Annotated in this window: 21 protein-coding genes; 15 read left to right on the forward strand and 6 right to left on the reverse strand. The window is 63.0% G+C overall.

All coding sequences use genetic code 11. The annotated features are described in order from the left end of the window. Nucleotides 1-147 precede the first annotated feature (147 nt). Both QUV11_RS03835 and pdxH read right to left on the reverse strand, forming a co-directional pair. Nucleotides 148-969, reverse strand: coding sequence for a PhzF family phenazine biosynthesis protein (locus tag QUV11_RS03835; RefSeq protein ID WP_300880645.1), 822 nt, complete (start codon nt 967-969; stop codon nt 148-150). Continuing rightward, nucleotides 966-1,544, reverse strand: coding sequence for a pyridoxamine 5'-phosphate oxidase (pdxH, locus tag QUV11_RS03840; protein WP_300880646.1), 579 nt, complete (start codon nt 1,542-1,544; stop codon nt 966-968). Before pdxH ends, QUV11_RS03835 begins: the two co-directional genes overlap by 4 nt. 133 nt (nt 1,545-1,677) lie before the next feature. Between pdxH and QUV11_RS03845 the strand changes: the two genes are divergently transcribed. From QUV11_RS03845 to QUV11_RS03885, 10 genes are all read left to right on the forward strand, one after another. Next, entirely contained in the window at nt 1,678-2,139 is a 462-nt protein-coding gene (locus QUV11_RS03845) for an ABA4-like family protein (RefSeq protein WP_300880647.1), read from the forward strand. A 79-nt stretch (nt 2,140-2,218) separates the two neighbouring features. Beyond that, nucleotides 2,219-3,148, forward strand: coding sequence for a J domain-containing protein (locus QUV11_RS03850; protein WP_300880648.1), 930 nt, complete (start codon nt 2,219-2,221; stop codon nt 3,146-3,148). 13 nt (nt 3,149-3,161) lie between these two features. Continuing rightward, complete coding sequence (locus QUV11_RS03855; RefSeq protein WP_300880649.1) at nt 3,162-4,055, forward strand: YihY/virulence factor BrkB family protein; 894 nt, start codon at nt 3,162-3,164, stop codon at nt 4,053-4,055. A 10-nt stretch (nt 4,056-4,065) separates the two neighbouring features. Then, complete coding sequence (gene fabI / locus QUV11_RS03860) at nt 4,066-4,872, forward strand: enoyl-ACP reductase FabI (protein WP_300880650.1); 807 nt, start codon at nt 4,066-4,068, stop codon at nt 4,870-4,872. A gap of 4 nt (nt 4,873-4,876) precedes the next feature. Further along, nucleotides 4,877-5,119 (forward strand): DUF4160 domain-containing protein, encoded by a 243-nt coding sequence (locus QUV11_RS17175; protein WP_367279839.1) that lies wholly within the window; start codon nt 4,877-4,879, stop codon nt 5,117-5,119. Then, complete coding sequence (locus tag QUV11_RS03865; RefSeq protein ID WP_300880651.1) at nt 5,103-5,357, forward strand: DUF2442 domain-containing protein; 255 nt, start codon at nt 5,103-5,105, stop codon at nt 5,355-5,357. Before QUV11_RS17175 ends, QUV11_RS03865 begins: the two co-directional genes overlap by 17 nt. Nucleotides 5,358-5,449: 92 nt before the next feature. After that, nucleotides 5,450-6,520: a chorismate synthase gene (gene aroC, locus QUV11_RS03870; RefSeq protein WP_300880652.1), complete on the forward strand. Its 1,071-nt coding sequence runs from the start codon at nt 5,450-5,452 to the stop codon at nt 6,518-6,520. 142 nt (nt 6,521-6,662) lie between these two features. Continuing rightward, a complete protein-coding gene (locus tag QUV11_RS03875) occupies nt 6,663-8,012 on the forward strand; it encodes an MFS transporter (RefSeq protein WP_300880653.1) in 1,350 nt (449 codons plus the stop codon). Between the two features lie 41 nt (nt 8,013-8,053). Then, entirely contained in the window at nt 8,054-9,835 is a 1,782-nt protein-coding gene (locus QUV11_RS03880) for an SLC13 family permease (RefSeq protein WP_300880654.1), read from the forward strand. Between the two features lie 72 nt (nt 9,836-9,907). Beyond that, the gene (locus QUV11_RS03885; protein ID WP_300880655.1) at nt 9,908-11,143 is read left to right on the forward strand and encodes a dicarboxylate/amino acid:cation symporter; all 1,236 of its coding nucleotides are present in this window, start codon (nt 9,908-9,910) and stop codon (nt 11,141-11,143) included. Nucleotides 11,144-11,149: 6 nt separating this feature from the next. On the opposite strand, the gene QUV11_RS03890 is transcribed toward QUV11_RS03885, so the two are convergent. From QUV11_RS03890 to QUV11_RS03900, 3 genes are all read right to left on the reverse strand, one after another. Next, nucleotides 11,150-11,572, reverse strand: a complete 423-nt coding sequence (locus tag QUV11_RS03890; RefSeq protein WP_300880656.1) for a hypothetical protein — start codon at nt 11,570-11,572, stop codon at nt 11,150-11,152. 76 nt (nt 11,573-11,648) lie between these two features. After that, a complete protein-coding gene (locus QUV11_RS03895) occupies nt 11,649-12,809 on the reverse strand; it encodes a M14-type cytosolic carboxypeptidase (RefSeq protein WP_300880657.1) in 1,161 nt (386 codons plus the stop codon). Continuing rightward, complete coding sequence (locus QUV11_RS03900; RefSeq protein ID WP_300880658.1) at nt 12,806-13,549, reverse strand: DUF4136 domain-containing protein; 744 nt, start codon at nt 13,547-13,549, stop codon at nt 12,806-12,808. Before QUV11_RS03900 ends, QUV11_RS03895 begins: the two co-directional genes overlap by 4 nt. Before the next feature lie 149 nt (nt 13,550-13,698). Here QUV11_RS03900 and ykgO point away from each other — a divergent pair, with 149 nt between their 5' ends. Next, nucleotides 13,699-13,824 carry a type B 50S ribosomal protein L36 gene (ykgO, locus tag QUV11_RS03905; protein ID WP_003046794.1) on the forward strand — a complete coding sequence of 42 codons (126 nt, stop codon included), beginning with the start codon at nt 13,699-13,701 and terminating at the stop codon, nt 13,822-13,824. Between the two features lie 108 nt (nt 13,825-13,932). Continuing rightward, nucleotides 13,933-14,556 carry an HAD family phosphatase gene (locus tag QUV11_RS03910; RefSeq protein ID WP_300880659.1) on the forward strand — a complete coding sequence of 208 codons (624 nt, stop codon included), beginning with the start codon at nt 13,933-13,935 and terminating at the stop codon, nt 14,554-14,556. Between the two features lie 96 nt (nt 14,557-14,652). On the opposite strand, the gene pyk is transcribed toward QUV11_RS03910, so the two are convergent. Continuing rightward, on the reverse strand, nt 14,653-16,110 hold the full coding sequence (gene pyk / locus QUV11_RS03915; RefSeq protein WP_300880660.1) for a pyruvate kinase: 1,458 nt from the start codon (nt 16,108-16,110) through the stop codon (nt 14,653-14,655). A 113-nt stretch (nt 16,111-16,223) separates the two neighbouring features. On the opposite strand from pyk, the gene QUV11_RS03920 reads away from it, so the two are divergent. The 3 genes from QUV11_RS03920 (at nt 16,224) to QUV11_RS03930 (ending at nt 17,365) form a co-directional block, all read left to right on the forward strand. Continuing rightward, nucleotides 16,224-16,547: a DUF1244 domain-containing protein gene (locus tag QUV11_RS03920; protein ID WP_300880661.1), complete on the forward strand. Its 324-nt coding sequence runs from the start codon at nt 16,224-16,226 to the stop codon at nt 16,545-16,547. A gap of 68 nt (nt 16,548-16,615) precedes the next feature. Then, complete coding sequence (locus QUV11_RS03925; protein WP_289618916.1) at nt 16,616-16,861, forward strand: DUF2312 domain-containing protein; 246 nt, start codon at nt 16,616-16,618, stop codon at nt 16,859-16,861. Nucleotides 16,862-16,870: 9 nt separating this feature from the next. Further along, the gene (locus QUV11_RS03930; RefSeq protein ID WP_289618915.1) at nt 16,871-17,365 is read left to right on the forward strand and encodes an arsinothricin resistance N-acetyltransferase ArsN1 family B; all 495 of its coding nucleotides are present in this window, start codon (nt 16,871-16,873) and stop codon (nt 17,363-17,365) included. The last annotated feature ends 17 nt before the right edge of the window (nt 17,366-17,382 follow it).

A 17,382-nucleotide genomic window follows, 5' to 3' on the forward strand; every position in this document is an offset into this window, starting at 1 on the left:
ACTCTCCCCTACCGCTTGCGGGAGGGGTGTCTGAGCCAAAGGCGAAGACGGGGTGGGCCTGCGCCGCAGCCAATTGTGCTCCCAGCCCACCCCGGTCCGGCAAGCCGGACCTGCCCCTCCCGCAGGCGGGAGGGGAGAAACTTGCGCTTACCGCAACCGGAACGTGCCAGTCACCACGGTCACACAACTCCCGCCAAGCACCGCGCGGTCGCCGTCGCCGCCTGCCACTAGAGTGCAGTGGAGCAGCCCGCCGCGCTTGCTCGCTTGGAACGCGGTGAAGCTTGTCCGTCCTAGCCTTGCGGCCCAAAACGGAGTCAACACCGCGTGCGCCGATCCGGTGACGCTATCCTCGTCGACCCCTGCCCCCGGCACGAATACCCGGCTGAGCACGTCGGTGTCGCTGCCCGGGGCGGTGCAGATGAACTGGTGATCGCCCAACGCCGCCAGCGTCTTCATGTCAGGCTTGAGCGCGAGCACCTCGTCGGCATGGTCGAACAGCAGCACGTGATAATCGCCGGGATAGACATGATATTCCGCCGGAAGCGCCCCCAGCGCCGCAGTCCAATCGGGCAATGGCGCAGGCGATGGCGCATAAGCCGGCAGCGACAGCGCCAGCCGATCGCCGTTACGCGTGACCACCAGCACGCCCGCCTTGCGCGTCGCAAACCGCACCGTTTCGCCGGTAAATCCGTTCTCGAAGACGTAATGGCCCGAAGCGAGCGTTGCATGACCGCACATCGCGATCTCGACCGCAGGCGTGAACCAGCGCAGTTCGTAATCGGCCTCGGCACTGTCGATGGCGACGATGAACGCGGTTTCAGCGAAGTTGTTTTCCTCGCCGATTGCCTGCAGCACAGCATCGTCGAGCCAGGCATCGAGCGGCATCACCGCGGCCTGGTTGCCGGTGAAAGGCCGGTCGGCAAAGGCATCGATATGGCAATAGGGCAGCGTTTCGGGCGAATATGTCATGGGTACAGCAGTCCTTCGTCCCAGCCGGTGGGGGTGCGGGTAAACAGGCGGCGGTGGTGCAGCCGGTGGTCGCGGTCTTCCCAGAATTCGATCCGCTGCGGCGTCACGCGGAAACCTGACCAGTGCGGCGGGCGCGGCACGTGCTTTTCGGCGAACCGCGCCTCCACCTCGGCAAAGCGGCTTTCGAAGATGCCGCGTTCGGGCAGCGGGCGCGACTGATCGGATGCCCAGGCGCCGAGCTGCGAGTCGCGCGAGCGTGTGGCGAAATAGGCATCCGCCGTCGCATCATCGACCGGGGTTACCGGCCCTTCGATCCGGATCTGGCGGCGCAGCGACTTCCAGTGGAACAGCAAGGCCGCGTTCGGGTTGGCAAGCAGTTCGCCGCCCTTGCGGCCTTCATAATTGGTGTAGAACACGAAACCATCGGGACCATGCCCCTTCAGCAGCACCATCCGCACCGAGGGGTGGCCCGCCGCGTCCGCGGTGGCCAGGGCCATCGCGTTGCTGTCGTTGATCTCGGTTTCGCGCGCGCGGACGTACCACTCGTCGAATAGGGCAAAGGGATCGTCAGCCATGAATGTCTCGTCCTGCAGGAGCCGGTTTCATTGACTGCCTTAATCCGATAAGACAGTTCGCGCGGCGTTGCTGCGTCTTAGCGCGCAACGGCCGTGCGATGAACTGGATTTTGCAAAAGGGGCGCTTACCAGGATGTGGGAGCAGATTTTCGGGGCCGCCAACCTGCTGGCGATGCTCGCCTGGGCGGTGCTGATCCTGGCACCCCGGCGCGAAATCGTTATGCGCGCGCTGTTCTTCGGCCCCGTGCTGATCCTCGCTTTGGGCTATGCGACCGGGCTGACCTTGGTGCTGACCGGGGCAGTGCCGACCGGCGGCGGCGCCGATTTCTCCACGATCGAAGGCGTGCGCAGCATCTTTGCCAGCGATCCCGGGGTCACCATCGGCTGGGTGCACTATCTGACCTTCGACCTGTTCGTCGGCCTCTGGATCGCGCGCAACACCGATGCGCACGGTCTGGACGGTCTGAAAGGCCGGCTGATCCAGGCTCCCATCCTGTTCTTCACCTTTGCGGCGGGGCCCTTCGGGTTGGCTTTGTATCTGGGCTTGCGTGGATTTTTTCTGCGCGGTCGCTCGGATCATCTGATACCGGCTTGAAATATGCCCTGCCCCAACCCCAGATATTGTTGTAAATCGGCAACAATGGACATTCCTACCAACGATGGCGACCACATTCATGGCTGATCCCTATGCAATTCTCGGCGTGTCCAAAGGCGCGAGCGAAAAGGACATCAAGAGCGCGTACCGCAAGCTCGCCAAGGAACTGCACCCCGACTACAACAAGGACAATGCAGAGGCCGCCGCGCGCTTTTCCGAGGTAACCCGCGCCTATGACCTGCTGTCCGACAAGGACAAGCGCGCGCGGTTCGACCGGGGCGAGATCGATATCGACGGCAATCCCGCAGCGCCCTTCGGCTTCGGCGGCGGTGGCGGCGGGTATCGCCAGCAGGGCCGTGCGAACGAGAACGCCGGTTTCTCGGGCTTCGGCAACGATGGCGTCGATTTTGCCGACATTTTCGACGGGCTGTTCGGTGGCCTCGGCGGCGGTGCCACCTATCGCGGCGCCGGGCGCAGTTCGGCGCCCAAGGGGGCCAATGTCGCCTACAAGCTCGCAGTCGACTTTACCGACGCCGCCGCGCTCAAGCCGCAGCGGATCACGCTCGCCGATGGCAAGACGATCGATCTCAAGCTGCCAAACGGCGTCGAAACCGGCACCAATATGCGTCTTTCGGGCAAGGGTCAGCCCGGCCCCGGCGGCGCTGGCGATGGCATCGTGACGATCGAAGTGCGTCCGCACCGCTTCTTCCGCCGGGATGGCGACAACGTCCGGCTCGACCTGCCGATCACGCTCAAGGAAGCGGTGGCGGGCGGTGAGGTTCGCGTCCCCACCGTCGATGGCGCGGTGATGATGAAGATCAAGCCGGGCAGCCAGTCGGGCCAGCAGATGCGGCTCAAGGGCAAGGGCTTTCACGGCAAGACCGGCGTTCGCGGCGACCAGATCATCGAGCTGCAGATCCGCCTGCCCGAGGCCGGAGATGCGGCGCTTACGAAATTCGTCGAAGGCTGGCAGGCGGATTACGATCCGCGCAGCGGCCTGATCGCCTGATCCGCTTGCCGGGATGTCGCGCACCGATCTGCTGAAGCCGAAGAATTTCTGGCAAACCTACGCGCGGTCGAAGGCGATCGTGATCGAGGTGACAGGCAATGTGTTCGTCCACGGCGGCGTGGTGGCTGGCAACTTTGCCTATTTGGCACTGCTCACCATCTTCCCGTTCTTCATCGTCGCAGCGGCGCTGGGCGGGGTGTTCGGCCGCAGCGAATATGGACAGCAAGCGGTGAACGCTTTTCTGGCTGCGGTTCCGCCCAGCACCGCGGCGGTCATTGCAGCACCGATGGAGTCGGCGATGACGGCGCGGTCCGGCCCGCTGCTGTGGCTCGCGGTGATCGTCGGGCTGTGGACCACCGGTAGCCTGATCGAGACGATCCGGTCGCTGATCCGCCGGGCCTATGGTGCCACCTCAGACAAGCCGTTCTGGCGTTATCGCCTGGGATCGGTGGCGCTGATCATCGTCGCGGTGATCGCCACCATGCTCGCGCTCAGCATGCAGGTGGTGCTGGTCGGCGCGGCCGAGGTGATCGCCGCCAGCTTCCGGTTTCCTGACGACGCGCTGTCGCTGGTGGCGTTCAGCCAGGTGTTCACCTTCCTGGTGCTGCTGGGTATGCTGTATCTCATCTTCGGCATGCTGACCCCCACGACCTATCGGCGCGCCAGGCATCCGATCTGGCCGGGGCCTGTGTTCATCAGCATCTGGTGGATGGTCAGCCTTTCGGTGTTGCCGTTTTTCCTCAGCAATTTTGCCAATTACGACCTGACCTATGGCAGCCTGGCCGGCGTGATGGTCAGCCTCATTTTCTTCTTCCTCATCGGGCTTGCTATGGTAATCGGGGCCGAACTCAACGCGGCGATCGCCCGCGCGCGCGGCGGCGTGCCGCAGAACACAGCTATTGAATAAGGATACATCCATGAACGGTTTGATGCAGGGCAAACGCGGCCTGATCATGGGCCTCGCCAACAACAAGTCGCTCGCCTGGGGCATCGCGCAGCAGCTCGCTGCGCAGGGTGCAGAGCTTGCTTTCTCCTATCAGGGCGAGGCGCTGGGCAAGCGCGTCAAGCCGCTCGCCGCCGAGCTGGGCAGCGACTTCACCTTTGAATGCGATGTGTCCGATATGGACGCGCTCGACAGTGCCTTCGCCACGCTGGCCGAACGCTGGCCAACGATCGATTTCGTCGTCCACGCGATCGGCTTTTCGGACAAGAACGAGTTGCGCGGGCATTATGTCGACACCAGTCTCGAAAACTTTCTGATGACGATGAACATCTCGGCCTATTCGCTGGTCGCGGTCGCCAAGCGCGCACGGACAATGATGCCCAATGGCGGATCGATCGTGACCTTGAGCTATTACGGCGCCGAAAAGGTGATCCCGCACTACAACGTCATGGGCGTCGCCAAGGCCGCGCTGGAGGCGAGCGTGAAGTATCTCGCCAACGATCTGGGTCCGGAGAACATCCGCGTCAACGCGATCTCCGCAGGCCCCATCAAGACGCTGGCGGCGAGCGGGATCGGCGATTTCCGCTACATCCTCAAATGGAACGAATACAACGCCCCGATGCGCCGCAACGTGACGATCGACGATGTCGGCGGCGCGGGTCTGTACCTGTGCTCCAGCCTGTCTTCGGGCGTCACCGGCGAGACGCACCATGTCGACGCCGGCTATCATGTCGTCGGCATGAAGCAGGAAGACGCCCCGGACATCGCTCTGGACCAGTGAGCCAGTGCCGACTGTCCTGAGAGATCGCGGATTTCGCTATTTCTTTTACTCGGACGAGGGCAGTCCACTTGAGCCGTGCCATATTCATGTCAGCAAGGGCGACGGAGAAGCAAAATTCTGGATCGGTGAGGAGATCGCGCTTGCATACAATCATGGATTGAATCGGCGCGATCTGGCATATGCTATGATGGTTGTTCGAGCAAAGCGCAGTCAGTTTGAAAGAGCGTGGCATGGATATTTCAATTAGCCCAACCTCGGCCCGTTGCGACGAGGATACCTTGTGGGTTGACCTGTCGGATGGGCGGACGCTGGGCATCCCGCTGACGTGGTTTCCTCGCCTGCTGGATGCTACCCCGGAACAGCGTGCCGAGGTCACTTTGTCGCCCGTTGGGCTGCACTGGGACGAAATCGATGAGGATATTTCCGTCGCAGGATTGATCGCCGGTCGGGGCGATATGACACGACCATCGTCGCGCGCAGCGTAACCGGTTCTGACGCACACCGGTTAGCCATCTGGACAGCGCAGGCACATTGCCGCAAAGCGCAGGCGACCTTTTGCGCCTGACTGGACTTGCCCATGAGCTTCAACACCTTCGGCCGCGTGTTTCGCTTTACCACCTGGGGGGAGAGCCATGGCCCTGCGCTGGGCGCGGTGGTCGATGGGTGCCCGCCGGGGTTGCCGATCAGCGAGGCCGACATCCAGCCGTTCATGGATGCGCGCCGCCCCGGAACCTCGCGCTTTACCACGCAGCGGCAGGAACCTGACGTTGTGAAGATCCTGTCGGGTGCGTTCGAGGGCCGCACCACCGGCACGCCGATTTCGCTGATGATCGAGAACGTCGACCAGCGCTCCAAGGATTACAGCGAGGTCGCCAAGGCCTATCGTCCTGGCCATGCCGATTATGCCTATGACAAGAAGTACGGCTTTCGCGACTATCGCGGCGGTGGCCGCTCGAGCGCGCGCGAGACCGCAGCGCGGGTCGCGGCTGGTGGTGTCGCGCGGCTGGTGATACCCGAGGTAACGCTGATCGCCTATGTCGCGGAACTGGGTGGTGACAGCATCGACCCTGCCCGCTTCGACGCCGCCGAAATCGCGCGCAACCCGTTCTTCTGCCCCGACCCCGAAGCCGCCAAGCGCTGGGAGGCCAAGGTCGATGCCGCGCGCAAGGCCGGCAGTTCGCTGGGCGCGGTGGTCGAATGCGTCGCAACCGGTGTTCCGGCCGGCTGGGGTGCGCCGCTGTATGCCAAGCTCGACAGCGAGCTTGCCGCGGCGTGCATGTCGATCAACGCGGTCAAGGGCGTCGAAATCGGCGACGGCTTTGCAGCTGCCCGCCTGTCGGGAGAGCACAATGCCGATCCGATGCGTCCGGGGGTCGATGGCGATCCGGAGTTTCTCGCCAACCACGCAGGCGGCATCGCGGGCGGAATCTCGACGGGCCAACCCGTGGTGGTGCGCGTCGCGTTCAAGCCGACCAGCTCGATCCTCACCCCGGTCGAGACGATCACACGGCACGGCGAGGCCAGCGAGATCGTCACCAAGGGCCGCCACGATCCGTGCGTCGGCATCCGCGGAACCCCGGTGGTCGAGGCGATGGTCGCGCTGGTGCTGGCCGATCAGAAGCTGCTGCATCGCGCGCAATGCGGCTGACCCTATCACGAACCACGTGCAGTTGACGTAAACGTAACGATTCACCGAAGAGCGATTGCCTCTCCGCCCTATCTGTGTCTAGCATGGCTCCGCAAGCAGCCATCCGCTCAGCAGAGCAGAAGATGGCGCGACTGGAGAGTGAATGACCGTGAACCCTCAAGGGCCAGGCGCCGTGTTGCCGCCGCCCGGAACGGCTGCGCCTGCGACCGTTTCCACCGCGCCCGTGCCCACCGCTGCCGTACCGCGCGTGATGCTGTGGACGTTGCTCGTCATCTATATCTTCAACTTTCTCGATCGGCAGATTGTCTCGATCCTGGCCGAGCCGATCAAGCGCGATTTCGGGCTGAGCGACACGCAGCTCGGGTTGATGACCGGGCTGGCCTTCGCGCTGTTCTACACGTTGCTGGGCATCCCGATCGCGCGCTATGCCGACCGTAGCACCACCAACCGGGTGTCACTGATCGCCTGGTCGGTCGCGATCTGGTCCGCGATGACGATGGCGTGCGGCATGGCGCGCACCTTCCCGCAACTGCTGCTGGCCCGCGTCGGTGTCGGCGTCGGCGAAGCGGGGTGCACGCCGGCCGCGCATTCGCTGATCAGCGACAGCGTACCACCCGAAAAGCGCTCCTCGGCCATTGCATTCTATGGCCTCGGCATCCCCATCGGATCGCTGCTGGGCATGGTCATCGGCGGCGGGCTGGCGGACGCTTATGGCTGGCGCACCGCGTTCATGGCGGTGGGCATTCCGGGTATCGTGCTGGCGCTGCTGGTCCCGTTCCTGATGAAGGAACCGCGCCGCGCCGGAATGGTCGCTGGCGCCAAGCAGCCCGCGGCCAAGGTGCAGGTCCCGGTCCGCGATGCTTTGCGCGAACTGGCGACTTCGCGCTGCTTCGTGCTGTTGTGCCTGGCGGGCGGCGTCACCGCGTTCCTCTCCTATGGCAAGGCGGTGTGGGTGGCGGTGCTGTTCATCCGCACCTTTGAGCTTAGCCCTGGCCAGACCGGCCTGTATCTCGGGGTCAGTGCAGGGATCGCCGGAATGCTCGGCACCTGGATCGGCGGCAAGCTGGCGGACCATTTCGGCAAGCGCGACCGCAAGCATCTGCTGACCGGCCCGGCGATCGCGATGGCGGTTGCTGCGCCCATCCTGTTCCTCGCCTATTCCGCCACCGACTGGCGGGTATCGATGGCACTGCTGTTCCTGCCCACGATCATGAACGCGATGTACTATGGCCCGGCCTATGCCTGCGTGCAGGGACTTGTCCGGCCTGAACTGCGCGCGGTCGCGGCATCGGTGATGGTGTTTGCGCAAAACCTGATCGGCCTTGGCCTGGGCCCCCTGCTGTTCGGAATGATGTCCGATGGCTTCCAGCCGCTGGCGGGCGCGGACAGCGTTCGCTGGGTGCTTTATGGCGCAGCCTGGCTTGGCCTGATCCCGGCCTTTCTGTTCTGGCGCGCGAGTTTGAGGCTGACACGGGAACTCAAGAGCGGGTAAAGCGTGGTGCAATGACGTGGTGAAGGGGGACCACACGGACCATGGATGACATCCGCCTGTTCATTGAAAATTGGCAGGCCCAGATTGGTCTCGTCATCCTGGCACTGATGTTTGTCGGCTTTGTCATGGAGCGTTTCCCCGCCGCGGTGGTGGCGATCCTCGGCGCATGCTCGTTCCTGTTTCTGGGCATCATCGATTCCAAGCAGCTGTTTTCGGCCTTCTCGAACAGCGCTCCGATCACCATCGCCGCAATGTTCATCCTGTCGGGCGCATTGCTGCGCACCGGCACGATCGACGCGATTGCGGGTGCGATCATCCAGCGCGCGTCCAAGCGCCCCAGGCTGGCTGTCGCCGAGATGTTTTTCGGCGTCTATGTCGCATCGGCGTTCATGAACAACACGCCGGTGGTGGTGGTGATGATCCCGATCATCCTCAAGCTGGCACAGGCGACCGGATATTCGGCCAAGAAACTGCTCATCCCGTTGAGCTTCGTATGCATTCTGGGCGGCACGACCACGCTGATCGGCACCTCGACCAATCTGATCGTCGATGCCGTCGCGCGCGACAGCGGGCTGGAAGCCTTCGGCATTTTCGAGATCACGCCTTACGGGCTGATCGCGGGGGCAGCCGGGATGACGATGCTCGCCGTGTTCAGCACATGGCTTTTGCCCAAGGACAACGATGGCCTTGCCGGCGGAGATGCCGACGAGGAATTTCTGACCGAACTGACCATCCGCAATGCCTCCACCCTGCGCGGCAAACCCCTTCGCGAGACGCCTATCGCCAAACGGTCGAAGATCACGGTCACGGCGATCAAACGCGAGGGGCGTTATCTGCGGCACAATCTGGCCAACGAAATCCTCAATCCTGCAGATATCGTCGTCATCAGGACAAACCTGCCCGAACTGATGTCGCTGCGCACCAGCGACGATTTCAAGGTCGGCATCGTGCGCAAGGGTGATGCCGGCGCGATGGGCGATGTGGTGGTCGAGGCCATGGTGGCTCCCAGTCACCCCAGCATCGGCAATCGCCTCTACGACATTCCCTTTCTGTCGATGCTCAACGTGCGCATTTTGGGTCTCAGCCGGTTTCGCAATCTGCCGCGATCCGATTTGCCCAATGCCAAGATCCATGCTGCCGACAAGCTCATCGTGACGGGATCAAAAGCCGATATCGCCCGGATGTATGAGAACCCGAACCTGTTCGGTGTGGCGAACACCAGCGCGCTCGCCTTCCGCCGAGACAAGGCGCCCCTGGCGATCGCGGCGCTGGCGGCCGTGGTGCTGCTCTCGGCGTTCAACGTCATGGCGATCGAGGTCGCCGCGATCCTGGCGGTCGGTTTCATCCTGATCGCGCGCTGCATCGATGCTGACGAGGCCTGGAGTTCGATCGACGGCAACGTCCTGGTGCTGATCTTCGGGATGCTGGCCGTGGGATTGGCGCTCGAGGAATCGGGCAGCGTAACGATGGTGGTGAATGCGCTGGCGCCTTATCTGCAGGGGGTCCCCGTCTGGGCGGTCGTATTTGCGGTCTATGTCCTGTCGGTGCTGCTCACCGAGATCATCACCAACAACGCGGTGGCCATTCTGGTCACGCCGATCGTGATCAAGCTGGGGACCGACCTGGGGATCGACCCGCGCCCCCTGGTGATCGCGGTGATGTTTGCTGCCTCGGCCAGTTTCGCCACGCCGATCGGCTATCAGACCAACACCCTGGTGTATGCAGCGGGCGGCTATCGCTTCACCGACTTCTTCAAGGCCGGTATCCCCCTGACGATCGGGGTCGGGCTGGCCACATGTTTGGCGATCGTTGCGTTCAGTTGAGCTAGCCCTGCCCTTGCGAAGACACGGTGCCATGGCTAGCGTCGGGCGCTGGCGCTGAGCAGGGGATGCAATTTGGGTTTCTGGTTTCGTATTCCGCTGTGGCAGCGGGTCATCGCCGCTCTCGTGCTTGGCATCGTCACCGGCCTGCTATGGGGTGAAGGCGCTGTCGCGATCAAATGGATCGGCGACCTGTTCATCCGCGCGATCAAGATGCTGGTCGTTCCCCTGATCTTCTTCTCGCTGGTCGCGGGCGTCGCCTCGATCGGCGATATCCGCAAGCTTGGTGCGGTCGGTGGCCGCGCAATGCTGCTCTTCCTCGTGACAGGGCAACTGTCCGTCATTCTGGGTCTGACTCTGGGCACGCTTATCCAACCGGGACTGGGTGTCGACGCGAGCCTGGCAGGCGTCACCCAGACCCCGGCCCCGCCCCAGACCACTGTCACCGACATGATCTTGAAGATGGTGCCGGAAAATGTCGTCGAGGCCATGGCCACGATGGACGTGCTGGCGCTGATCGTGTTCTCGCTTCTGCTCGGGATCGGTATCCTGATGGCCGAAAAGGACGGCGAACCGGTCGCCAGGATCTTCGATTCGGGTGCGATCATCATGCAGAAGGTGACCATATTGGTCATGGAGCTGACCCCGTTCGGCGTATTCGCCCTGATGGCGTGGGTGGCTGGAACGTTCGGTTTCGAAGGGCTGATCCCGCTCGCCAAGCTGGTGGCTCTCAATTATATTGGGTGCGCGATCATCATCCTCGTCATGTACTCTGTGATGATCAAGTTCATGGCCAAGCTACCGGTGATCGATTTCTTCCGCGGGATGATCGATGCCATTGCGGTCAGCTACTCGACCGCCTCGTCCAACGCCACGCTGCCCGTTACGCTGCGCTGCACCCAGCGCAACCTGGGCGTATCGACCAGCGTCTCCAGCTTCGTGGTGTCGTTGGGCGCGACCATCAACATGAACGGCACCGCGATGTATCTCGGGCTCGCCACGCTGTTCGGCGCGCAGATTTTCGGGGTCGATCTGAGCTGGGGTGATTATGTCATGATCGCCGTGACATCGACGCTCGGTGCGGTTGGCGCAGCAGGCATTCCAGGCGCGGGATTGATCATGATGGCGCTGGTGTTCGGGTCGGTTGGCGTTCCTCTGGAAACCATCGCGCTCGTGGCCGGGGTCGACCGCATCATGGACATGATCCGCACCACCACCAACATCACCGGAGATGCGGCCGTAGCAGTCACCGTCGCTGCGATGACCGGCGAACTCAACCGCGAGGAAATGATCTCTGACGACGACGTTTAAGCAGGCCTATTTTGGCTGTTTGATCAGCTTGACCGGAGTGAACTCACCTAGGCCGCAGCTCGCACCTGGCATCAGCCCGCCGCCGACGTTCTGCAACACGGTGATGATATCGACATTGCACAGCTGGGTCAGCGATGTCGAATAGCTGAACGCACGGTCGAAGCCCAGGCTGCCGCACTGGTTGGGCAGCTCGTTGCGATACACCCTGCCCCCCGACATGATGAAGTCGATGGTGCGATCGTCGCGCACCGCGGTATTGCGGATTTGCGACAGGTTGATGCAGCTTACCGGCTCGCCGGTAATCTCGGCAGGAGGAACCTTCGACTTCTTGGGCGCCTTGTCTTGGGCAATCGCCAGGGGCTGGAGCGCGAATATAGCAGCTCCGGTGGCGATCAGTCCGGTGGCGATCAGGCGACGATGAAGCGACATGGCGGCAGTCCTTCCGGTTCGGGTGACCGGAAGAATGCCGCATTTCGCCTTTCCTGGCCATGAACAATGGCGAGAGTCAGTCCGCAATCATCTCCGCCAGCACCGCCAGACAATCATGCGCCAGCAGCTTTGACCGTTCCGGGCTCCAACCCTGATCGGGATCGGGCAGGTCGTCATTGTCCTTGAACGGCATTTCCAGCGTCATCGCCACACAGCCATGTGACGGGCCGAAGCGCTCGGCAAGCTGGTTGGTCGACATCGACAGATTGGCCCTGCCCGCAGGGGTGCGCGGATAGCCTTTCTCCGTCTGGAAATCGGGCGTGCGGCTGGCCAGCAGGCTGAGATAGCGTTCGTAGCGCGCGCCCTGCTCTTGGGTTCGCGACGGGATGCCATCGAACCCGGCAATGAACACCGCTGGGATGGCCTCGTCGCCATGCACGTCCATCGCCCAATGGACACCGGTGGCGTCCATAGCATTGCGCACGCACAGCACTTCGGGGCTACGCTCGGCGGTCGGCTCGTGCCATTCGCGGTTGAGGTTCACGCCGACCGCGTTTGTGCGCAGGTGACCCCGCACAGAGCCATCGGGGTTCATGTTGGGCACGATGTGCAGCGTGCACTTGTTGCGCAGCAGCCGCGCATGCGGATCCGCCGGATCGGTGAGCTTCTCGAGCGCGCCTTCCATCCACCATTCTGCCATGCTTTCGCCCGGGTGCTGGCGGGCATAAAACCACACCTGCACCGGGCCCTCGCCCATCTCCAGACAATCGATCGGTTGGCCGTCGAGGCTGAGGCCCAATTCGCGGTGGCGCACACCGGCGCGGCTTGCCATCTCGGCGACAAGGTCGTGGTGCCGCTCGATCGAATAGGGTGCGAAGTAGGCGAACCAGGCGACGCCTCCCGTCATCTGGTAGCGGATGGTCAGCGCGCCTGCCGCTTCGTCATAGGACGTTTCGGTGCGCCCCCAGAAATCGCGGTCCTCGCTGACGCAGGCGCGATAGCCGGGCCAGCCACCGGGATAGGCCGAATCCTTGAGGCCGGTGATCACCAGTTCCAGCTCGTCGCCCGGCTGAGCCGCGACGCGAAAATGGAACCACTGGAAAAAGTCCGAATCCTTGTCCTTGCGAATCGCCAGCTCGGCCTGCCAGCCCCCTGAGGGAGCCGGAGAAACCGACTGGACGATGATGTTTCCGGAATCGAATGCGCTTGAAATGCTCGGGATAGTGTCTGTGCTCATGGAACCTCGATAGTCATTCCGGATTCACCGGGGAAGTCTGTAAACAGGCCCTCGGCCAGTTTGCTGGCATTCAACTGGGTTTCGGCCATTGGCGAGCCGGCCTTGGCTTCTACCATTGCGCGCCCTTCCCACAGCACGGCTTCGTCCCCGGCGCGGATATTGGCGAACAGCTCAGTAGCGATACGGTCCTTGGGGCGGCCACCCAGGTTGAGGCCGATGCCCACACCCAGACCCGATCCGAATCCGCCAGTACCACCGCCGACACCGACGCTCACCGGGTTACGCTGAGGTCCGCCCGCCGCGACCACCATCCGATCGATACGAATCACCGCAGTCTGCACATCGCGGGCAGCGCCTGCGCCGACCGGGAGAACCTGATAGCCTACGCGTTCAAGCTCGCGCTCGACCGCAGCCGCATAGCTCCGAAATTCGAGCGACGTCGAATCCATCCCCTCGCCCGCAATGACGCGAATCGGACCACGTCCGAGTTCGGCGGCGCGATCGGGCGAAACGAAACGCACCGCCTCCACGGGACCGGCAGGCGAGACACAGGCGCCGGCCAGCAACGTCAGTGCCGCGGCCATGGTCACTGCCAGATTGCGGGGTGTGGGTGTGAAGCCCATGATGTCTGCGCCCTTTCCTGTTTCGGCGACATTCAGGCGCTTGACCTGACCTGCCAGACTGATGCCTAACGCAACTGGTGATGAATGACCAATGAAGCGCACAAAAAACGGTTCCATCGGCGGTGGCGATGCTTGACTTTAGCAGCCCCGCCACGTATCCGCGCCGCTTTCCGGCATGGAAGCTCCAGCACGGCATTCGCGTCATATACGCGGGGTCGCCAGGGGCTTTCGCTGTATCAGAAGTTTCAATCAAGGGCCTGAACGTCATGAAGATTCGCAATTCGCTGAAGTCGCTCAAGGATCGCCACCGCGACAACCGCGTGATCCGTCGTCGCGGCCGCACCTACGTGATCAACAAGACCAACCGTCGCTTCAAGGCCCGCCAGGGTTGATTCGGCGCGCGCACCGGTCACGGTGCCGAACCGCTTGAAGCTGCGATTATCATGCAAAGGCTCCGGCAGGCTCCGGGGCCTTTTGCTTGCGTGTTCGAGGGGGATTTGATGCAACCGGTTGATGCCATCATCTTTGATGTGGGCAAGGTGCTGTATCAGTGGGATATCCGCAATCTCTACGCCAAGCTGATCGCAGACCCGGCGGAACTCGACCACTTCTTGGGCAACGTGCTGACGCTCGAATGGCACGACCAGCATGACGCCGGTCGGCCGCTTTCCGAGATGGTGGCCGAACTGAGCGCGCAATATCCCGACCACGCCGCATTGATCGCGCACTATGTGCCACGCTGGCTGGAGACTATCCCCGGGCCCGTGCCCGGCATGATCGATCTTGTCGAGCGGCTGGCCTTGCTGGGCTATCCCATTTTCGGCATCACCAATTTCGGCGTCGAGTTCTGGGCGATGTTCCGCCCCACCGCCCCGGTGTTCGACCTGTTCCAGGACATCATTGTGTCGGGCGCGGAGAAACTAACCAAGCCCGATCCTGCCATCTACCGTCTCGCCATCGATCGCTTCGGCATCGATCCGGCCCGCACCTTGTTCATCGACGACCGCGCAGAGAACATCGAAGGCGCCATCGCCTGCGGGTTGCAGGGCCATGTCTTCCACGACGCCGAAACCTTGTATGCCGACCTTGCAGCAAGGGGCACTCTGGAACTCACCTCGAACTGACATGCGCACCTGGCACGGCGCCAACTCCGCATCACATTTTTGCGCAGCAAAAATGCCTTGGTGTTAGCCTGCCCCTGCCCGACGGCGGCAGGCCTATCAGTCCTTGTAACCCTTCAGTTCTTCGCCGGTCAGCGTGACGATGTGCAGCACGTTGGTAGACCCCGGCGTACCGAACGGAACACCTGCCAGCGTGATGATCCGGCCGCCGGCCTCGCCGAAGCCGTGCCGTAGCGCCATGCGCTTGCCCTTGCCGATCATCTCCTCGAAGCTGCCGATGTCGCGGGTGACCACCGGATAGGCGCCCCACAGCAGCCCGACGCGCCGCGCCGTCTCGCGCGACGGGGTGAGCACCATCACCGGCACCGAGGGCCGCTCGCGCGACACCCGTCGCGCGGTCGATCCCGACAGAGTGAAGCAGACAACCGCGCTGACCCTGACCGTCTTGGCGATTTCGGCGCAGGCTGCCGACAGGGCATCTGCGGTCGTGGAATCTGGCAGTGTCTCAATGAAGTGCACGCGCGCGGCATAGCCGGGGTCGCTTTCCACTTGCGTCGCGATCCGGTCCATCATGCTGACCGCCAGCTCGGGCCAGTCGCCCGCTGCGGTCTCGGCCGACAGCATCACCGCATCGGCGCCATCATAAACGGCGTTGGCGACATCGGAGACTTCGGCGCGGGTCGGCGACGGACTGGTGATCATCGATTCGAGCATCTGGGTCGCAACGACCACCGGCTTGCCCGAACGGCGTGCGGTTTCGACGATGCGCTTCTGCATCACCGGCACCTCCTCGGGCGCCATTTCCACGCCCAGATCACCGCGCGCGACCATCACCGCATCGGAAAGCTCGATGATCTCCTCAAGCGAGTTCAGGGCGGCAGGCTTTTCGATCTTGGCGATCAACGCCGCGCGGCCACCGATCAGGCTGCGCGCCTCGGCGACGTCGTCGGGGCGCTGGACAAAGCTCAGCGCGATCCAGTCCGCGCCCATCTCGAGCGAGAAAGCCAGATCGCGGCGGTCCTTTTCGGTCAGTGCCGCCATCGGCACCAGGCTGTCGGGCACGTTGAGCCCCTTGCGGTCCGAGATGAATCCGCCGACCTCCACCGAGCACAGGATCTCGCTCTCGCCCGGGCGCAGCACGCGCATCACCATCTTGCCGTCGTCGATCAGCAGCCTTTGGCCTTTGTCGAGCGCCGCGAAGATCTCCTTGTGCGGCAGATAGGCGCGCTCGTCATTGCCCGGCGCCGGGTTCGAATCGAGCGTGAAATGCTGGCCATGCTTGAGGAACGCCTTGCCGCCCTCGAAGGTGCCGACGCGCAGTTTCGGCCCCTGCAGATCGCACAGGACCGTGATCGGCCGCTGCAGCTTGGTTTCGATCTGGCGAATGGTGTTGATCGTCTTCGCATGGGTCGCGTGGTCGCCATGGCTCATGTTGACGCGGAAGGCGTCGGCACCCGCCCGGAACAGCCGTTCGATCATTTCCGGGCTGTTGCTGGCCGGTCCCAGCGTTGCGAGAATCTTGACCTTGCGGCTGCGCTTGGCGATAGTCCTGCTCAACTGATTTCCCCTGCACTGGTCTGTGCTGCGACCTCTTGCATCGCAGCGGCATATGTCGAGCGATGCTTAGGCCAGAGCGTCACCAATCGCAAAACCTGTATGGAAATAATGTGATGACACAGACCGTCCCTGCTCCGCCAATGGATGTCGACATTCCCGATGACGTGGCCGCAGCCGCGTTCCGCCGCCTGGTGCGCCATCTGCGTCACCGCCACGATGCCGAAAACATCGATCTGATGGGGTTGGCCGGGTTCTGCCGCAACTGCTTGGCCGACTGGGTGCAGGAGGCCGGCGGCGCCGAAGATCGCGATTCCGCGCGCCGCCTGATCTACGGCATGGACTTTGCGGAGTGGAAATCGCGCTACCAGGGCGAGGCTAGCGAAGAACAGCTTGCCCGGATGAAGGAAAGCGTGGCGAAGAACGCCGACCACTCTTAAGGGAGCGGTCCACCATTTTTCGCGCCGGGAGATTCGCCCGGTGCCCCACCCCGACTGAAAGACATATCATGAGCGAACCCATCATGTCGGCTGACGACCAGCTGCGCCTTTTCATCGAGCGTATCGAGCGTCTGGAAGAAGAGAAAAAGGGCGTCGCCGACGATATTCGCGACACCTATTCCGAAGCCAAATCGCAGGGCTACGACCCCAAAATCATGCGCCAGATCGTGCGTCTGCGCAAAATGGAGCCGCACGATCGCCAGGAAATGGAGCTGATCCTCGATACCTACAAGGCTGCGTTGGGCCTGGGCTGATCCGGAACGATGGCGGCGCTGCATATCCGTGATGCCCATCCGGCAGACGGGGCAGCGCTCGCCGCGATCTACGCACCCTTTGTGACTGAGACCTGGGTGAGTTTCGAGACGGACGCGCCCGATGCGGCTGAAATGTCCGCCAGGATTGCCAGCAATGGCCGCACGCATGCCTGGGTTGTAGCCGAGCTCGACGGGGACATTGCAGGCTATGCCTATGCGAGCCCCCACCGGGTCCGCGCAGCTTATTCCACATCTGCTGATATCGCGGTCTATGTCGCGCCTCATGGACAAAACATGGGCCTCGGCCGGGCACTGTACACCGCCTTGTTCGATCGGCTGCGCGCGCGATCCATCCACGCGGTGTTTGCCGGGATCGCCCTGCCCAACCCTGCCAGCATCGCATTGCACGAGGCGATGGGTATGACACCGGTCGGAATTTACCGCGAAGTCGGCTGGAAGCTGGACGGCTGGCGCGATGTCGGCTGGTGGCAGCGGTTGCTATGAACCATCTGGCTGGTGTA

The organism is Blastomonas sp., assembly GCF_030373265.1.
Classification (GTDB): Bacteria; Pseudomonadota; Alphaproteobacteria; order Sphingomonadales; family Sphingomonadaceae; genus Blastomonas.